Below are 17,434 nucleotides of genomic sequence, written 5' to 3'. Positions count from 1 at the left end.
CCGCCGGCCGGCAGCCGGCAAAACCCGAGAGGAAACCATGGTGCTCACTCATCACGTCCGCGTCCACAAGAGCGAGGAAAACCTCCCCCGCGAAGAACAACTCGCTTACAAGATCGCCAAGGTGGCAGCGGATCCGGTCGCTGTCACGGACGCGGTCACCGACATGGTCATCAACCGGATTATCGACAACGCCGCGGTGGCAGTGGCGTCCCTGAATCGTGCACCTATTGTGGCTGCCCGGGCGCAGGCGCTGGCGCACGGGCCGAGCGCCGGCGGCAGAGGATCATCAGTTTACGGGATTACGGACCGCGTTTCCCCCGAGTGGGCGGCTTGGGCCAACGGCGTCGCCGTGCGCGAGCTGGACTACCACGACACGTTCCTGGCTGCGGAGTATTCCCACCCCGGGGACAACATTCCGCCGATCCTGGCCGTGGGCCAGCACGTCGGGTGCAGCGGAGCGGATCTGATTCGGGGCATTGCCACCGGTTATGAGATTCAGGTGGACCTGGTTAAATCCATCTGCCTGCATGAACACAAAATTGATCATGTGGCCCATCTCGGGCCGTCCGCGGCGGCAGGTATCGGCACACTGCTCGGTCTGGATGCGGAAACGATCTTCCAGGCGGTTGGCCAGGCACTGCACACGACGACGGCGACGCGCCAATCGCGCAAGGGTGAAATCTCCACCTGGAAGGCCTATGCACCGGCGTTTGCCGGAAAAATGGCGATTGAAGCGGTGGACCGCGCGATGCGCGGGCAGACGTCCCCCACCCCGATTTACGAGGGCGAAGACGGCGTTATCGCTTGGCTGCTGGACGGCCCGGACGGTTCCTATCAGGTCCCGCTGCCGGCCGAGGGTGAAGCGAAACTGGCCATCCTGGATACCTACACCAAAGAACACTCCGCGGAATACCAGGCCCAGGCCTTGATTGACCTGGCGCGGAAGCTGCACGGCCAGTACCCGGAGCTGGCGGATCCGGCCACAGTGAACGATCTGGTGCAAAGCATCGTCATCCGCACGAGCCACCACACGCATTTTGTGATCGGGTCCGGGGCCAACGATCCGCAGAAGTATGACCCCACCGCGTCCCGTGAGACGCTGGACCATTCGATTCCGTACATTTTCACTGTTGCCTTGCAGGACGGTGCCTGGCACCATGTGAACTCTTATGCCCCAGAGCGCGCGGGGCGTGCCGATACGGTGGAATTGTGGCACAAGGTCAGCACGGCGGAGGACCCCGAATGGACCCGGCGCTACCACTCGCTGGACCCGCAGGAAAAGGCCTTCGGCGGCTCCGTGGAGATCACGCTGACGGATGGCCGGACCATCACGGACCAGATCGCCGTTGCCGACGCTCACCCGCTGGGTGCCCGGCCCTTCGCCCGCGAGCAGTACATCAACAAATTCCGCACCCTGGCTGCCGGGGACAACGGCCGGCGGCTGGTGGACGAGGCGGAGATCAACCGTTTCCTGGACACCGTCCAGCGGCTGCCCGAATTGGCTGCCGGGGAATTGGATGGTCTGAACATCCAGGCGGCAGAGGGCATCATCAATCTGGCGGTCGCACCGAAGGGACTCTTCTAATGCTGTATTCTGTCACGACGCCCGAGCAAAAACGCGTTGCACTCCGGGACGGTCTGGCCTCCGGCACGCTGATGCAGTTTCCAGGGGCTTTTAATCCGCTCTCCGCCCGGCTGATCCAGGAAAAGGGCTTCGACGGCGTCTATATCTCCGGCGCGGTCCTCGCCAACGATCTGGGTCTGCCCGACATCGGGCTCACTACCTTAACCGAAGTGGCTGGCCGTGCCGGACAGATTGCCCGGATGACGGACCTGCCCTCCATCGTTGATGCCGACACCGGCTTCGGCGAACCGATGAATGTGGCCCGCAGTATCCAGGAACTGGAAAATGCCGGTCTGGCCGGATGCCACATCGAAGACCAGTTCAATCCCAAAAGGTGCGGTCATCTGGACGGCAAGAACGTCGTCGACCTTGATACGGCCTGCAAGCGGATCCGCGCCGCTGCCGACGCCCGCCGGGATCCGAACTTCCTGATCATGGCCCGCACCGACATCCGCGCAACTGACGGGCTGGTGGCCGCACAGGACCGGGCACGGGCTCTGGTGGACGCAGGCGCGGACGCAATCTTCCCCGAAGCGATGAAAGATCTCACGGAATTCGCTGCCATCAGGGCGGCGGTGGATGTGCCGATCCTGGCGAACATGACCGAATTCGGCAAGAGTGAGCTGTTCACGGCGGCACAGCTGGCCTCCGTGGGGGTGAACATGGTCATCTACCCGGTGACCCTGCTGCGCAGCGCCATGGGGGCGGCGGAGCGGACGCTGGATGCCATCAAGGCCAACGGAACGCAGGAATCCGCTGTCAGTCAGATGCTCACTCGTGCGCGTTTGTATGAATTGGTGGATTATGAATCCTACAATCAATTCGATACCTCGGTCTTCAACTTCCAGATACCCGGCAAGCACAAAGGACGGCAATGACATCAACATCTGAAACCACCATCCATAAGGGTCTTGCTGGCGTAGTGGCGGACACCACGAAAATCTCCAAGGTCAATTCGGAGACCAACTCGCTGCTGTACCGCGGCTATCCTGTCCAGGAGCTGGCAGCCAAATGCAGCTTTGAACAGGTCGCCTACCTGCTGTGGTACGGCGAACTGCCAACGCCGGACCAGCTGGCCGGATTTGAGCAGGCCGAACGTGACGGTCGGGGGCTCGAGCGGATCGTCAAGGAAGCCATTGACCTGCTGCCCACCACGACGCACCCAATGGACGTCTGCCGGACCGCGGCCAGCGTTCTCGGTGCTTCGCATCCCCTGGCGGCGGACAACTCCCATGAGGCAAACCTGAAGAAGGGCGTTGACCTGCTCGCGGCCATGCCCGCCGTCGTCGCCTATGACCAGCGCCGCCGTCGCTCTCTTGCGGAGGTGCCGGCCCGCGGAGACCTGAGCTACTCCGCCAACTTTCTCTACATGACCTTCGGCCAGGAAGCCGCCCCCGAGGTCGTGGAGGCGTTCAACGTCTCGATGATTCTCTATGCGGAGCACTCCTTCAATGCGTCCACGTTCACCGCACGGGTGATCGCCTCGACCCTGGCGGATCTGCATTCCGCCGTGACCGGGGCCATCGGTGCGCTCAAGGGGCCGTTGCACGGTGGAGCCAATGAGGCCGTCATGCACACCTTTGACGAGATCACTAAGTCCCTGCCAGCCGGTGGGAACGTCGGTGAAGCAACGCAAAAATGGCTCGACAATGCACTGGCCAACAAGAAGAAGATCATGGGCTTCGGGCACCGTGTCTACAAGAACGGCGACTCGCGGGTGCCGACCATGAAGGCCTCGCTGGACATCATGGTGGAACACTACAACCGGCCCGATTTGGGTGAGCTGTACGCGACCATGGAATCCGCCATGGCACAGGCAAAGAACATCAAGCCAAACCTGGATTACCCCACCGGGCCGGTGTATCACCTGATGGGATTCGACACCGAGATGTTCACCCCGTTATTCGTGGCCAGCCGCATCACCGGCTGGACCGCGCATGTGATGGAGCAGCTCGAGGCGAATTCGCTGATCCGCCCGTTGAGCGAGTACAACGGCGTGGACGAACGCCAGGTGCCCTGAAAGACCCGTGCCCTAATAGGCCGGTCCCCCTGAAAACCACGAGAAGTTGGAGCACAGAATGGAAAAATCTTCGCTCAAGGCTCTGGCCCGAGAACAGCTTGCCACGGCGCAAGCCTCCTCCAGCGGGCGGAGCGCCAAGACGGTCTACGGTGGTCATGAGCATATTCTGCGCCAGACGGTGATCGCTTTGGATACGGGGCAGCAACTCGATGAGCACGAGAATCCGGGCGAAGCCACCCTTTACGTACTCAGCGGACGTGTTGAGCTGGCATCCGGCGAGACGTCGTGGGAGGGCTCGCCGGGAGACCTGCTGATCGTGCCGGAGGCCCGGCATTCACTGCGTGCCATCGAAGCGGCCTCCGTGCTGCTGACGGTGGCCAAGGGCCGCTGACGCGGCCACGTGTCCCGAAATATGACGGCAGCCGGCGGGAGCATGACGTTCGCGGTGCGCGTGGCTGCGCGTAAGTGCGCGTGACTCAGCGTGACTGCGCGTGGCTGCGCGTCATTTTTCAGATACGGCCGGTTTGAGCAAGGGCTTAGCTGTGTAATTGGCCACGGTTTCGTTGTCCGCATTGAGCACTACCCGCACCGCCAGCCGTTCCCCGGCCAACATGGGTGGCAGCCACCGGAGGGAGTCCGCCCACATTTGTTCGTGCGGCAGCGTGCTGACCGGATGCCACTGCGGGGCAATCTCTGAGCTTTCGGTGGGCTGGCCCTCCCATCGCCGGCTGAGAAACACCGTAGTGTGCATGTCCCACTGAGGTTTCGCGGGGAAAACAAAGTCAACCGTCCCGGCGTCAAGCAGGCTGCATTCCTCGACGTGGACATGTACTTCTTCGGCCACCTCGCGGCAAATGGCCTGCGCGGCGCTCTCCCCCGGCTCCAGATGCCCGCCAATTCCCACGACCTTACCGGTGCCGAAGCCGGACTTTTTCAGCCCCAGCAGCACATCCTGCCGGCCATCCTCGTCACGGAGCAGGAAGCACAGGGTTACCTCGGCAGCAGTCATGGTCCCAGCGTACGTGGCTGCAGGCCAGGAATCAGTCCGGCTGCCGGTCAGCCTTGATGCTTTACCGCGGCTGGCCCAGTACCTCACAAGTACTACCACGGCCCGATCCAGGGTTACCCCAGTGCGCGAGGGTGTGCGGCGGCGTAGACCTCCCGCAGTGTTTCCACTGTCACCAGCGTGTAGACCTGCGTCGTGGTCACCGAAGCGTGGCCCAGCAACTCCTGGACGACGCGTACATCGGCGCCCCCCTCCAGCAGATGCGTGGCGAATGAATGCCGCAGCGTGTGCGGTGAGACGACTGCACTGATTTCTGCCTTCTCGGCCGCGACCTTTAGAATGGTCCACGCACTTTGCCGGCTGATTCGACCGCCCCTGGCGTTCAGGAATAGCGCGGGGCTGCCCTTGCCCTTGGCCGCCAGCAAGGGCCGGCCGCGCACCAAATATGCCTGTACTGCCCGAGCCCCGTAAGAGCCCAGCGGCACCATGCGTTCCTTGGAACCCTTGCCAAAGAGCCGCACCACCGCAGGGCTACCGGCCGAACCCGAGGCGCCGTGGACGCCACTGCCCGCACCAACCGCGACGTCGTCCACGTCCAGCCCTACGGCCTCGCTGATTCGGGAACCGGTGGAGTAAAGGAACTCGAGCAATGCGCGGTCGCGCAATCCCGTGGCAGTGTCCGCTCCGGCTGCCTCCAGCAATCGGGTCACCTCGGCTACGCTGATGGCCTTGGGCAGGCGTCGTCCCGCCATGGGAGGGTGCACGTCCGCGGCCGGATCTGTCGCCGTCATCCCTTCCAACGCCCAGAATTTATGCAGACCCCGCACGGCCACAATGGTCCTCGCCGCGGACCGGACGCCTAGCGCTGCGGACCCGTCGGTGCCCTCAGCAATGGTCAGCGAGAAGCCCGTGACATGGTGCCGCGTGATCTCCCCCGGTGCCTGCACGCCGGATTTAGCCAGGAACCGCTGATACCGTCCCAGATCCCGCCGGTAGGCGCTGAGAGTATTGGGTGCCAGACCTCGCTCAACACCCACATGCTGCAGGTAGTCGGTCACGGCCCGCTCCAACGCCGGCGGGAGGGGATCCACGTTATTGGCGCTGGTCCGGATGGGCCGGCCAGGGAGCATCGGCCGGACGCAGGGTGGCGAAACCGCTGGCGCGTGCGGCCGCTGCGGCGAGTATGCCGACGACGGCAGAGGGGTTATGCAAGGAACCGTCCAGAACCGCTGCGACCGCGTCCTCCAGAGAGACCCAGGCGAACCGTATTTCCGCTTCCTCGTCGGTGCGGGTGTGCCGGAGCCCCGCATCCACTTCGGTAAGCCCCCGCGCCAAATAAATCCTGATCGCTTCGCTGGAGGATCCGGGCGAATTGAAAACATCCGCCAGGACCAGCCACTGGGAGGCGACCAGATCCGCTTCCTCGGCCAACTCACGGGCAGCGGCCTCAACGTAGTCCTCGCCGGAGACGTCCAGGAGCCCGGCCGGGATCTCCCATAGCGTCATCCCCACCGGATGCCGGTACTGGCTGATCATCAAGACCTCACCGGCGGCATTCATCACCAGCACGGCCACCGCTCCCGGATGGGTAATGTAATCCCGCGTCAGCTGCTTCCCGGCGTCCCGCAAAACAAAAGTATCGCTGACGACATCCCAGATCCGGCCCCGGTAGACCGTTGTGGAGGACACGAGTTCACGCGGGCTGAGCGAGTCTGCGAGGCTTTCACCGTCGTCCACGCTGCGGCCCAGCGCACCGTCCGGATTTATCATCATGCTCAGACCTCGAGCAGGCGCGTGGAGCGCTGACGTTCCAGTGCAGCGGTCACCAATCCGGCAAACAGCGGATGCGGGCGCGTGGGGCGCGAGCTCAGTTCGGGGTGGGCCTGCGTGGCCACGTAGTAAGGGTGGACGTCCTTGGGAAGTTCCACAAACTCCACCAGTTTGCCGTCCGGTGACGTGCCGGAGAAGACCAGCCCCTTGGCCGCAATCTGGTCGCGGTACTTGTTGTTCACCTCGTAACGGTGGCGGTGCCGTTCGCTGACCGTGGTTTTGCCGTAGGTCTGCGCGACGACTGAGCCCGCGTCCAGCCTGGCCTCATATAGGCCCAGGCGCATGGTTCCGCCCAGGTCGCCCCGGCCTTCCACGATGTCCAGCTGCTCTTCCATGGTCGCGATCACCGGATAGGCGGAGTCCGGCTCGAATTCGCTCGATGACGCGCCGTCCAGCCCCACCACATTGCGGGCGTATTCGATCACCATGCACTGCAGGCCCAGACAGAGGCCCAAGGAAGGCAGCTGGGTTTCGCGCGCAAAGGTCAGCGCACCCAGCTTCCCTTCCAGTCCCCGGATTCCAAAACCGCCCGGCACACAGATGGCGTCGACGCCGTCGAGCGCCTTCGCCGCGCCCGCTGGAGTGGCACAAATATCCGAGGGGACCCAGCGGATTTTCACCCGCGTCTGGTTGGCAAAGCCACCGGCGCGTAGTGCCTCCGTGACCGAAAGGTAGGCGTCGGGCAGGTCGATGTACTTACCCACCAAGGCAATTTCGACGTCGTGGGCCGGATTGTGGACGGCTTCCAGCAGCGCATCCCATTTGGTCCAGTCCACGTCCTTGAACGGCAGGTCCAGCGCCCGGACAATGTAGGAATCCAGGCCCTGCGAGTGCAGGGTCTTCGGAATGTCGTAAATGCTGGGAGCATCGGGACAGCCGATGACGGCGTCGACGTCAACGTCGCAGGCGCGGCCGATCTTCTCCCGCATGGAATCGGGCAGCTCGCGGTCCGAACGCAAAATGATTGCATCCGGCTGAATTCCCAGGGAACGCAGCGCGGCCACGGAATGCTGCGTGGGTTTGGTCTTGAGCTCCTGCGACGGACCAATGTACGGCACCAGCGAAACATGCAGGAAGAACACGTTATTGCGGCCGACGTCCTGACGGACCTGGCGGGCCGATTCGAGGAATGGCTGGGATTCGATATCCCCGACCGTGCCGCCGATTTCGGTGATGATCACATCCGGTGCGTTCGTGCCGTCCGCGGCCAGCCGCATCCGGCGCTTAATCTCATCGGTGATATGCGGGATGACCTGGACGGTGTCCCCCAGGTACTCGCCGCGACGCTCCTTGGCGATCACCGTCGAGTAGATCTGCCCGGTGGTCACGTTAGCCGAACCTTCAAGGCTTTCGTCCAGGAAGCGCTCGTAGTGACCGATGTCGAGGTCCGTTTCTGCACCGTCATCGGTGACGAAAACCTCGCCGTGTTGGAAGGGATTCATGGTCCCGGGATCCACGTTGAGATAGGGATCGAGTTTCTGCATCGTGACGGAAAGCCCGCGGGCCCTCAGCAGATGACCGAGGCTGGAGGCCGAGAGTCCCTTACCCAGGGAAGACGCCACGCCACCGGTGACGAAGATATGTTTGGTCGTCTTGGACTGACCACTGGACCGGGAATTTGATCGATGCACCACGGGATTCGAGCCTAGCATCTTTGGCTGCCGGCTGCGGCCGCACCGTCCGCGCTTCTCCCCTCGCCGGGGCCGCGCCCCGGTTCAAGTCCTGCCTGCTTCTCCTCCCGTTCCAGATCGGCGGCCCGGCCAATGATGTTCTTGGCCATCGAGGGAAAAATTAAACCGTGGAACGGCAAAATTGCCCACCAGTACAGTTTTCCGGCCAGTCCGGCCGGAAAGTATATGGCCCGCTGCCGGTAAACAGTCCCGGCACCGTCGGGTTCCGCGGTAAATTCGAGCCACGCCTCGCCGGGGACCCGCATTTCCGCGTGCAGCAGCAGCAGCCTTCCGTCCTCGATCTTCTCTACCCGCCACCAGTCCACAGCGTCGCCGACAAAAAGCCTCTGCGCGTTCCGGCGCCCGCGGTTAAGCCCGGCCCCGCCGACCAGTTTGTCCCACACACCCCGGATTGACCAAGCCGCCGGGAGTGAGTACCAGCCGTTCTGCCCGCCGATGCCCTCGATGACTCGCCAAACGTACTCTGGTGCCACCGCCGTCGATTTCTCCCGCCGATCGACGAAGAAGGTCCGGCCTGCCCACTCGGGGTCGCTGGGCAACGGATCAGAAGGCGGACTGTTGGTGGCACCAGCCCAACTCGTTACGACCTCGTCACTGGCCAGTTTGCCCAGGGCCAGCTCCACGGCCTTGCGGTAGCGCGTGAGACCCTCCGGCGGCAACGGGATGAATGCATCGATGTCATGCTCCTGGGCAATGGCCTCGTGCTGCAGGGATCCGACCAGCGGAACCGCCATGAAATGGGGAATGGGAGTGACCAGCGCCACCCACCAGCCGGCGAGCATGGGCGCTGGCAGCGGCAGCGCATAGATGTACCGCCGGCTCAGCTTCGCCTCATGAGCATAGCCATACATCAGGGCTCCATACGTCAGCACTTCCCGGGAGCCAATATCAAACGTCCGGTTGATCCCGGAGGGCATGCCCGGCGCGGCAACCAGGTAATGCAGGACGTCCCGGATCGCAATCGGCTCAATCCGGTTCTGCACCCAGCTCGGCGATGGCATTGCAGGGAGGTTGTCCGTGAGGTGACGGATCATTTCAAAAGAGGCCGAACCCGATCCGATCACCACGCCTGCCTGGAACACCACTGCGGGCACCGCGCCGGCGAGCAGTGTTCTGCCGACCTCGCTGCGGGATCGCATATGCGGGGACAATTCCCCGGTCTCGGGGTGCAGGCCGCCGAGGTAAACAATCCGGTCAACGCCAGCCGTTTGGGCAGCGGCAGCCACCGTGCGCGCTGTCTGCAATTCCTGCACTGCAAAATCGGGTCCCGAGCCCATTGCATGAACAAGGTAGAACAACGTATGGACGCCCCCGCAGGCGGCAGTCGTGTCCTCCTCCGACGTCAGGTCCCCCTGGACAATTTCCACGTCCCCGCTCCACGGAACCGATTCCAGCTTTTGCGGCGAGCGCACCAGAACCCGCACCTTGTATCCCTCGGCGAGCAGCCTGGGCACCAACCTGCCACCGACATAGCCGGTAGCTCCGGTGACCAGAACCAGTTTGTCCTTCGTGGAATCCGTCATGCCTTGATCCTACGACCGCCCACCGACACGATGGAAGTTTCCGCACCGGGAACGCAAGCCGCCTCCATCGACCACGGGCGCTAGCGGCCGCTGCGCGCCTCGTCCAGCAGTTCGCGGGCATGGGCCTGGGCCGTGGCGGAATCTTCCTGCCCCGCCAGCATCCGCGCCAGCTCGCGGACCCGGCCGGCGTCGTCGAGCAGTGTCACGTCGGAGGATGTGAAACCGCCGTCGGAGGTCTTAGTGACGCGGATATGCTGGTCCGCGAAGGCAGCTACCTGCGGCAGGTGTGTGACCACCAGGACCTGCACATGCTTGGCCAGCATGGCCAGCCGGCGGCCGATCTCCACGGCAGCCTTGCCGCCCACGCCGGCATCGACCTCATCGAAAACAAAGGTGGGTACCGGATCCACCGCCGCGAGCACGACCTCGATGGCCAGCATCACCCGGGAGAGCTCACCGCCGGAGGCGCCCTTGCCCAATGGCCGGGGAGCTGCACCGGTATGGGGCTGCAGCAGGAAGACGATCTCGTCCGCGCCGTTGATTCCCGGCGCGGACGCAGCGGAAATATCGATCACGAGTTTCGCATCGGGCATGGCAAGGGCCGTCAGTTCGGCGCTGACCCGTCGGGACAGCTCAGCAGCGGCCTTGGTCCGCGATGCGGTGAGCCGTGCGGAAAGATCCACCAGTTCCACCGCGGCCGCTGCCACCTCCTTCTCCAGTGCCTCGATCCGGCCGGAATCATCCTGCAGCTCGTCCAATCGGACGCGTGATTCTTCGGCCCAGGACAAGACACCATCCACGGAGGGGGCGTACTTGCGCACCAGCACGACAAGGGCGCCCCTGCGGTCTTCTACCTCGGCGAGCCTGCCTGGGCCGTCTGAGTCCAAGGACGTTGAGTAGCCCGCCAGGTCACGGGCAATGTCCGCCAGAATGATGCCGGCTTCGGTCAGCCGTGCGGCGGCAGCTCGAAGTTCCTCGTCATGGTCCGCGACACCTTCCAACAATCGTTTGGCCGTATCAACCAGGGTGGTGGCGTCCGCGCCGGCGCCGAAATCCTCCGTGATCAGGGCCTCGCGTGCCTGCTGCGAGGCCAGGCGCAGTTCCTCCAGATTGGCCAGCTTGATGGACTCCGCCTTCAGCACGTCATCCTCGCCCGCCTGCGGGTCCACCTCGTCAATCTCCGCCAGGGCCAGCCGCAGGGTCTCGGCTTCCCGGAGCCGCTCCCTGCCGTTGTGCCGCAGCTCCTCGAGCTCCGACTCAGCCTGCTGCCAACGGCGGAACAGAGTCCGGTACTGCTCCAGCCCGGCGGCAAAAGTCTTTTGGAAATCCCCGGCAAACCTGTCCAGGGCATCGCGTTGCGCGGTACTGCCCTTCAGCCGAATCTGGTCCGACTGACCATGCACTGCTACCAGCTGTTCACCCAGCTCGGAGAGCACGCCCACGGGCGCCAGCCGGCCTCCCACATGTGCGCGGCTACGGCCGTCCGCGCCGACGGTTCGGGCCAGCACCAGGCCGGCGAAGGTCCGTCCGTCATTGGTAGCGGGAACGCCGCTGGCCGAGCCGCCACCGTCGAAATCGCCGTCACTGCCGGAGCCGCCACCGCTGGCAGAACCGCCGTCGAACTCATCCAGGTCTGCACCGGCTTCCAGCGCGCGCAGCAGAGCCCGGTGTCCGCGGGGAAGCCGTACGGATGCCTCCGCCGAGGCTGACTTCGCGCCGGTACGTACGGCGCCGGCGTCCGAACGCGCACCCAACAACAGGCCGACGGCGGTGACCACCATGGTTTTGCCCGCGCCGGTCTCGCCGCTGACAACGCTCAGGCCCGGGCCCAGCGGAAGCGTCGCTTCGGCAATGACGCCCAGGTCCCGAATGCGGATTTCCTCGATCATATGGCTTCACTCATGGTGCGTTGGAGCTCCTTCAGCCTGTCCGGGCGCCGCGGTGCGGTCGCCGGCACCGCGCTCGTGATTCCACGGCCGGCCGGTTTCCGGCTGACTGCCCGCAGAACCGGGATGGCGCAGCGGCGTGCGGACCGGTGCCCTCGGTTTCGGGCTGCTGACGATCGGCATCTGCGAGGTGCGCGCGGCCGCTTCTTCGCCGGGACGGCCCCGCCAGCCTTCGATCGGGAGTTCAAATTTGCGCACTAAGCGCGCTGAGAAGGGCGTCTGGTAGATCCGGGCAAGCCGCACGGGGTTCGCCGAGCGGGTCACTTCAATCCGCGATCCGGGCGGGAGGTCGATGGTCCGCCGGCCGTCGCACCACATCACCCCGTGCGCTTCGGTACGGGTCAGGACCTCCACGGCGAGCTTCGACTTCGGTGAGACCACCAAAGGCTTGGCGAACAGCGCATGGGCGCTGATCGGGACCATCAAAAGGGCTTCGACCTCCGGCCAGACGACGGGACCACCTGCGGAAAAGGCGTAGGCCGTGGACCCCGTCGGGGTGGCCATGACCACGCCGTCGCAGCCAAAGGAACTCAAGGGGCGGCCGTCCACTTCGGTCACAACCTCGATCATTCGTTCGCGGTTGCCCTTTTCAATGGCCACTTCGTTCAACGCCCACGTATGCAGAATCTTTTGGCCCTGGGCCCAGACGGTGACGTCGATCGTCATCCGCTCTTCGACCACATATTTGCGCTGCACCACCCACTCCACGGTCTGGGCCAGATCCGCACGCTCGCTCTCCGCCAAAAACCCCACGTGCCCCAGATTCACGCCCAGCAGCGGCAAATCCTGCCCGCGGACCTCCTCAGCAGCCCGGAGAATAGTGCCGTCCCCGCCCAGGACCATTACGAGCTCAATCCCGGCCAGCGCGACGTCGACGTCGAGGATTTCAATCGGCACGTCGATCAGGCCCAAATGTGATGACATGTCCGCAATTTCGTTCTGGGACATCACCGGAATCAGCCCGGATGCCTGCAACTGGAGACAGACCTCAAGGGCAGCGGCCATCGCTTCCTCCCGCCCGGTGTGGGCCAGAATCAACACTCGCCTGCTCATATGGCTTCGCTTTCCGGTCAGCTGTTCGTGGTGGTAGGCCAGACGTCCGCCAGCAGTCGCTGAACGCTCGCCTGCTGCTCCTCGATCTTAGGCACGGTCATGGCACCTGCGCGGACAGCCCACAGGAAATATTCCACATTGCCATCCTGCCCGGGGAGCGGGCTGACTGCCAAACCGTGCAGCTCAAGCCCGGCGGCGGCCGCAGCTGCGGCAACCTGGCCTACGGCGCGCCGTCGTTCCTGCTCGGACCCCACAACGCCGGTCCGGCTCAACCGTTCCCGGCCCACCTCAAACTGCGGCTTGACCATCAGCAGCAGATCAGCACCTTCCGCAGCAGCCAGGGCAAGTGGAACCATGACGAGCGTGAGCGAAATAAAGGATAGGTCACAGACAATCAGTTCCACCGGGCCACCAACGTCGGACGCCCGGAGATAGCGGATATTCAGGCCCTCATGCACCTGCACCCTCGGGTGCTCCCGCAGCGCGGGCACCAATTGATCGTGCCCCACGTCCACCGCCACGACCAGTGCTGCTCCACGGCGCAACAGCACGTCGGTAAAGCCACCGGTCGAAGCGCCAGCGTCCAGGCATCTCTTTCCCGCCGCAGTGATGCTGGGGAACGCCGCCATGGCGCCAGCCAGTTTATGGCCTGCCCGTGAGACGTACTCAGGACCTTCGCTTTCTTCCACAACCAGGTCCCGATCCGGCGAAATCCGGGCAGCAGCTTTGACCAACGCAGCGCCGCCGGAACTGACCAGGCCGGCAGCGATCAGTGCCGCCGCCTGCGTCCGCGACCGCGCCAGCCCGCGGCGCACCAGCTCCTGGTCCAGCCGTGCCACGGTCAATCGCCGCCTTCCCCAACGCCACTTCGAGGTCCCGCGCCGCCGTCGGGCTCGGCATCAAGTTCCTGCCTGAGTTGCTCGTGGATGGCATCGTAAACCGCGATGTGTTCCGACGTCGGCATCCGGGCCAGCCCCGCCAGCCGGGAAATAACCGCGTCGACATCCGGGTCAGCTGTGCGCGTGACACTTTCCGGCCAGGGCCGCTGAGCGTTGGAATCGGCATGAATTTCAGCCACTGTCTTTAGCCTTTTGATCCGCTATGCCAGCGCAGCTCGGGAGACTTGGCTGCCGTGGCGTGCGGCTCGGCATTCCACCACGCGGCGCAGGCACAACGCCAGCTGTCGGCATCCTCCTGCGCGCCCCATATTGTCACCGTACCGTCTGCAGCCGATGCCGTTGCCTGACCGCAGCGGAAGGCTTCACCCTCGCGCCGGATTTGCGGATATGGTTCGAAAAGCTCTGCCAGGGTGGCCAGCAGAAAGCGTGGGCGCTCGACAGTCCGCGCAGCAAGAATCGTCGTAAACGTGTCAACGCCGGTCAAAACGACGGCCGTCGCCATGGCTGCGTTGTTGCCGCCCAGAATGTCAGTATCCAGCCGATCGCCGACCACCAACGGATGTGTGGATCCGACTCTGTCCGCCGCCTTGTGGAAGAGCACCGCCTCCGGCTTTCCTGCCACCAGCGGATCCTTGCCTGTGGCAGCCTGGACTGCGGCTACCAGGGTGCCGTTCCCGGGCGCGATGCCGCCCGCCTGCGGGATGGTCATATCGGTGTTGGTGGCCACCCAGGCAGCACCTCCGGCGATGGCATAGGAGGCTTCTGCGAGTTCTTTCCAGCTCAGGGTCGGTTCAAAGCCCTGAATGACGACGACGGCACCCTCCCGCGCCGAACGCACCGTCCTCATGCCCACCAGCTCCACCTCACGGGCTAACGCCTCGCTTCCGGTGACCAGCACCTTGGAACCGGGCGGAAACTTCTCCGCCAGCAGGGCCGCCCCCGCCTGAGCCGAGCTGACGACCTGATGATCCTCCGCCGGCGCACCCAGCTCACGCAAGTGTGCGGCGACGGCGGCGGGCGAACGGGACGCGTTATTCGTCACATAGGCCAACCCCACGCCGAAGTCTGCCAACCGCTTCAGGGCATCAGTAGCTCCCGGGATCGCATGTGGCCCCAGATAGACCACACCGTCCAGGTCTGCCAACACCGCATCAAACTGTGCAATCAGAGCCTGCTCAGCCATCCAGCTGAGCTCCTTCGCCGGTGGCTGCGCCGCCCCCGGAAGCGATCTTGCCCGCATCCAGTTCGCCATTCCCGTCGGCGCTTTCACTGTCGGCGCCGTCTGCAGAATCGGCCTCGGTAGCGTCGGCGTCATCCGCTTCGGCGTCATCGGCGCTGAACTCGTCCGACTCGGCGTCATCGGAATCGAAGTAGTCCGATTCGGCGTCGTCGATTTCGACGGGCATTGCTGGTGTGCGCTTGACTGGCGCCTTCGGCTCGGGCACGATCGCTTCGCCGTCGGCATTGAACATCGAGGTGTCCTGCTTCTTTCGCGGCTTGCGGTCTTCCTCCTCGTCCTCCTCGGCGAGGTCGACAATGAACGGATCAGCGTCGTCGTCTATCCCCAGCGCAGATTCGGCCTTAACGGCCTGACCCAGCCAGGTAGCCGCCTCAGAGCTGCGACCGACTGCATCCAGCGCGTCCGCGTAGGCGCGGAATAATCGAGGGCTGAAGGAAAACGCGCGGTTCATATCCAACTGCGGAATCTCCAACGCCGCCACGGCGGCCTCCCGCTCCCCCAGATCCGCTCGCGCACCGGAAGCCACAATGGCCAGCTCCACCTTGCCTGCCGTGTCGAGGGTCTGCGCGTCCTCAGACCGGATCAGGTCCAAGGCCCTGTCGGGCCTGCCCATGCCGCGTTCGCAGTCGGCCATCACCGGGAGATGCTCATTGGATCCGCTGATACGTCGGTAAGTGCGGAATTCCCGCAAGGCCTCGCCGTAATGTCCGGCTGCATAGGCGGTCAACCCGACCGCCTCCCGGACCGCGGCTAGCCGGCCACCGCGGCGACTAGCGGCCAGAGCATGCTGGAAGGACAGTTCAGGATCGGTGTCCATCAACCTGCCGGCCATCACCAAATGCCGCGACACCCATTCGCCGCTCTTTTCCTCCAGCGTCCGCAGCTGGGCACGGGTCACTCTGTCCAGCTCGGTTCCAGTCACGTCATCGTCAATCTGCGGCGAACGGTCCCGATCGGGACGATTGGCGCTTCTGAGATCGCGCGCATTATGGCTCGGCGCGGACCGTTCCACACGAGCACTCCGGTCGCCGTAAGGCCGATCACTCGACGGGCGGTCACTACGCGGGGCCCCGGCGCCGCGGGGCTGCCACTCCTTACGCGGCGCCGACCGATCGCTATAGGACCGCTCACCCGACGGGCGGTCACTACGCGGGGCACGGTCACGGTCACCAAAGGACCGCTCACCCGACGGGCGGTCACTACGCGGGGCACGGTCACGGTCACCAAAGGACCGCTCACCCGACGGGCGATCGCTGCGCTGGGCACGATCACCAAAGGTCCGCTCACCCGACGGGCGGTCACTGCGCGGGGCACGATCACCAAAGGACTTACGCTCCCCCTCACGCGGGGCACGATCACCATAGGCCCGCTCACCGGACGGGCGATCGCTGCGCGGGGCACGATCACCAAAGGTCCGCTCACCCGACGGGCGGTCACTGCGCGGGGCACGATCACCAAAGGTCCGCTCACCCGACGGGCGGTCACTGCGCGGGGCACGATCACCAAAGGACTTACGCTCCCCCTCACGCGACGGGCGATCCGAGGACGGACGAGATTGCGGGGCGCCATTTTCCCTGGAGCGGAAGCCGCGCGGCTCCCCTCCGGAGTTGCCGGTTCCCCTGAACGGTGCGGCCCCGCGCGGCTTGTCGCCGCCGTCGTGCCGTTGATGCCCATCGCCACGATGGGGATATTCCCTGGCGTCTTTGCCGCGGTTCCCGTCGCCGGGACGGCCATCAGATGACTTGCCGCCTCGATTGCCGCCGTTAAATTCAGCCATGCCGGACTCCTCTACTCATGAGCTGACCAACTGGCACAGTAACAGCCGCTCTTCACTATTGATCTACTAGATGCGTAAAAATTCTCCGGGTCCGGTGACCCTACAGCCTATTCTAGTCGAGGTCCGGCTGGGCGCCCATGAAGCGGGCGTACCGCTGCAGGAGCTGTTTCGACAGCGCTGAATCACCGCTTCTGGCGTTGGAAACCCCGTCGCCGGCATCGCTGCGCGGCTCTTCTGCCCGCTGGCTAAGGCTGACGACAGTCGTTCCGTCAGGAAGCGGCGCGAACCTGCAAACAATCCGACCAACGCTTAGCGGACCGAGATCCAAAAGCCACGCAAGTTCGATAGACGACGGCGGAATCCATTCGCTGACGCGGGCCCAGAGACATTTCTCTCCTTTAACGGATTCCTCCAGGAGCTCCCCGTTGTCGAAGCCGACGTGGGTTTCTGCACCGAATGAACTGCAATCGTCCACTGGCCACCACAGATGAATGCTGTCAATGAATCCTTCAAAGGCGTCGCTCGGGCCAACCGGGACGGTCACCTCACAGGAGGCATTGGGCAGAGTGGAAGACTGGGGGTTGGTGCCCGGCGCGGGATGGGAAAAGAGATCTGACATGGGTTAAGCCTATCCGCCGGCGTTTCCCGGATCGGTCCAGGGGTTCCCGCGACTGCCTCTGGTGTTCAACGATTCAGCGCGCCCGGGGGTTGTGGTGTTGGGGGTGTTAAAGGGGTCAGGCCCCGCACGGTGTGCGGGGCCTAGTCCTTTTTTTAATGGTTGTCCGGCGGTGTCCTACTCTCCCACACCCTCACGAGTGCAGTACC

At 64.3% G+C, this 17,434-nt stretch carries 16 protein-coding genes; 4 read left to right on the top strand and 12 right to left on the bottom strand.

The features are described 5' to 3' along the window. Positions 1-37 precede the first annotated feature (37 nt). The 4 genes from OS914_RS16445 to OS914_RS16430 are packed head-to-tail and all read left to right on the top strand — an operon-like array spanning position 38 to position 4,035. Positions 38-1,585 (top strand): MmgE/PrpD family protein, encoded by a 1,548-nt coding sequence (locus OS914_RS16445; protein ID WP_267547138.1) that lies wholly within the window; start codon positions 38-40, stop codon positions 1,583-1,585. Continuing rightward, the gene (prpB, locus tag OS914_RS16440; RefSeq protein WP_267547137.1) at positions 1,585-2,502 is read left to right on the top strand and encodes a methylisocitrate lyase; all 918 of its coding nucleotides are present in this window, start codon (positions 1,585-1,587) and stop codon (positions 2,500-2,502) included. The genes OS914_RS16445 and prpB overlap by 1 nt, the downstream gene beginning before the upstream one ends. Beyond that, positions 2,499-3,644: a bifunctional 2-methylcitrate synthase/citrate synthase gene (locus OS914_RS16435; RefSeq protein WP_267547136.1), complete on the top strand. Its 1,146-nt coding sequence runs from the start codon at positions 2,499-2,501 to the stop codon at positions 3,642-3,644. The genes prpB and OS914_RS16435 overlap by 4 nt, the downstream gene beginning before the upstream one ends. A 58-nt stretch (positions 3,645-3,702) precedes the next feature. Then, on the top strand, positions 3,703-4,035 hold the full coding sequence (locus tag OS914_RS16430) for a cupin domain-containing protein (protein WP_267547135.1): 333 nt from the start codon (positions 3,703-3,705) through the stop codon (positions 4,033-4,035). Positions 4,036-4,146: 111 nt separating this feature from the next. Here the strand turns inward: OS914_RS16430 and OS914_RS16425 are convergent, their stop codons facing one another. From OS914_RS16425 to OS914_RS16370, 12 genes are all read right to left on the bottom strand, one after another. Beyond that, the gene (locus OS914_RS16425) at positions 4,147-4,653 is read right to left on the bottom strand and encodes an 8-oxo-dGTP diphosphatase (protein ID WP_267547134.1); all 507 of its coding nucleotides are present in this window, start codon (positions 4,651-4,653) and stop codon (positions 4,147-4,149) included. 113 nt (positions 4,654-4,766) lie between these two features. After that, positions 4,767-5,780 (bottom strand): site-specific tyrosine recombinase XerD, encoded by a 1,014-nt coding sequence (gene xerD, locus OS914_RS16420; protein WP_267547133.1) that lies wholly within the window; start codon positions 5,778-5,780, stop codon positions 4,767-4,769. Further along, on the bottom strand, positions 5,743-6,423 hold the full coding sequence (locus OS914_RS16415) for an NUDIX domain-containing protein (protein ID WP_267547132.1): 681 nt from the start codon (positions 6,421-6,423) through the stop codon (positions 5,743-5,745). Before OS914_RS16415 ends, xerD begins: the two co-directional genes overlap by 38 nt. A gap of 2 nt (positions 6,424-6,425) precedes the next feature. Continuing rightward, complete coding sequence (locus OS914_RS16410; RefSeq protein WP_267547131.1) at positions 6,426-8,132, bottom strand: CTP synthase; 1,707 nt, start codon at positions 8,130-8,132, stop codon at positions 6,426-6,428. Beyond that, positions 8,126-9,694 carry an SDR family oxidoreductase gene (locus OS914_RS16405; protein WP_267547130.1) on the bottom strand — a complete coding sequence of 523 codons (1,569 nt, stop codon included), beginning with the start codon at positions 9,692-9,694 and terminating at the stop codon, positions 8,126-8,128. Before OS914_RS16405 ends, OS914_RS16410 begins: the two co-directional genes overlap by 7 nt. A gap of 80 nt (positions 9,695-9,774) precedes the next feature. Beyond that, entirely contained in the window at positions 9,775-11,583 is a 1,809-nt protein-coding gene (recN, locus tag OS914_RS16400; RefSeq protein ID WP_267547129.1) for a DNA repair protein RecN, read from the bottom strand. Between the two features lie 6 nt (positions 11,584-11,589). Next, positions 11,590-12,693: an NAD kinase gene (locus tag OS914_RS16395; RefSeq protein WP_267547128.1), complete on the bottom strand. Its 1,104-nt coding sequence runs from the start codon at positions 12,691-12,693 to the stop codon at positions 11,590-11,592. 17 nt (positions 12,694-12,710) lie between these two features. Further along, positions 12,711-13,532 carry a TlyA family RNA methyltransferase gene (locus tag OS914_RS16390; protein ID WP_267547158.1) on the bottom strand — a complete coding sequence of 274 codons (822 nt, stop codon included), beginning with the start codon at positions 13,530-13,532 and terminating at the stop codon, positions 12,711-12,713. Between the two features lie 2 nt (positions 13,533-13,534). Beyond that, positions 13,535-13,771, bottom strand: coding sequence for a hypothetical protein (locus OS914_RS16385; protein WP_267547127.1), 237 nt, complete (start codon positions 13,769-13,771; stop codon positions 13,535-13,537). Positions 13,772-13,776: 5 nt separating this feature from the next. Further along, positions 13,777-14,775 (bottom strand): HAD-IIA family hydrolase, encoded by a 999-nt coding sequence (locus tag OS914_RS16380; RefSeq protein WP_267547126.1) that lies wholly within the window; start codon positions 14,773-14,775, stop codon positions 13,777-13,779. Then, positions 14,768-15,754: a hypothetical protein gene (locus OS914_RS16375; RefSeq protein WP_267547125.1), complete on the bottom strand. Its 987-nt coding sequence runs from the start codon at positions 15,752-15,754 to the stop codon at positions 14,768-14,770. Before OS914_RS16375 ends, OS914_RS16380 begins: the two co-directional genes overlap by 8 nt. Positions 15,755-16,721: 967 nt before the next feature. After that, a complete protein-coding gene (locus OS914_RS16370; protein ID WP_267547124.1) occupies positions 16,722-17,228 on the bottom strand; it encodes an SRPBCC family protein in 507 nt (168 codons plus the stop codon). Positions 17,229-17,434: the final 206 nt, after the last annotated feature.

Origin of the sequence: Arthrobacter endolithicus, from assembly GCF_026627425.1 — a bacterium.
GTDB lineage: Bacteria > Actinomycetota > Actinomycetes > Actinomycetales > Micrococcaceae > Arthrobacter_M.
The sequence above is the reverse complement of the archived record's forward strand: the minus strand, read 5'-3'. Positions and strand labels throughout refer to the sequence as shown.

Excerpts from the sequence above, each read along its gene's own strand:
- OS914_RS16445 (WP_267547138.1), top strand. The coding sequence starts at position 38 with ATGGTGCTCACTCATCACGTCCGCGTCCACAAGAGCGAGGAAAACCTC.
- prpB (WP_267547137.1), top strand. The coding sequence starts at position 1,585 with ATGCTGTATTCTGTCACGACGCCCGAGCAAAAACGCGTTGCACTCCGG.
- OS914_RS16435 (WP_267547136.1), top strand. The coding sequence starts at position 2,499 with ATGACATCAACATCTGAAACCACCATCCATAAGGGTCTTGCTGGCGTA.
- OS914_RS16430 (WP_267547135.1), top strand. The coding sequence starts at position 3,703 with ATGGAAAAATCTTCGCTCAAGGCTCTGGCCCGAGAACAGCTTGCCACG.
- OS914_RS16425 (WP_267547134.1), bottom strand. The coding sequence starts at position 4,653 with ATGACTGCTGCCGAGGTAACCCTGTGCTTCCTGCTCCGTGACGAGGAT.
- xerD (WP_267547133.1), bottom strand. The coding sequence starts at position 5,780 with ATGCTCCCTGGCCGGCCCATCCGGACCAGCGCCAATAACGTGGATCCC.
- OS914_RS16415 (WP_267547132.1), bottom strand. The coding sequence starts at position 6,423 with ATGATGATAAATCCGGACGGTGCGCTGGGCCGCAGCGTGGACGACGGT.
- OS914_RS16410 (WP_267547131.1), bottom strand. The coding sequence starts at position 8,132 with ATGCTAGGCTCGAATCCCGTGGTGCATCGATCAAATTCCCGGTCCAGT.
- OS914_RS16405 (WP_267547130.1), bottom strand. The coding sequence starts at position 9,694 with ATGACGGATTCCACGAAGGACAAACTGGTTCTGGTCACCGGAGCTACC.
- recN (WP_267547129.1), bottom strand. The coding sequence starts at position 11,583 with ATGATCGAGGAAATCCGCATTCGGGACCTGGGCGTCATTGCCGAAGCG.
- OS914_RS16395 (WP_267547128.1), bottom strand. The coding sequence starts at position 12,693 with ATGAGCAGGCGAGTGTTGATTCTGGCCCACACCGGGCGGGAGGAAGCG.
- OS914_RS16380 (WP_267547126.1), bottom strand. The coding sequence starts at position 14,775 with ATGGCTGAGCAGGCTCTGATTGCACAGTTTGATGCGGTGTTGGCAGAC.
- OS914_RS16370 (WP_267547124.1), bottom strand. The coding sequence starts at position 17,228 with ATGTCAGATCTCTTTTCCCATCCCGCGCCGGGCACCAACCCCCAGTCT.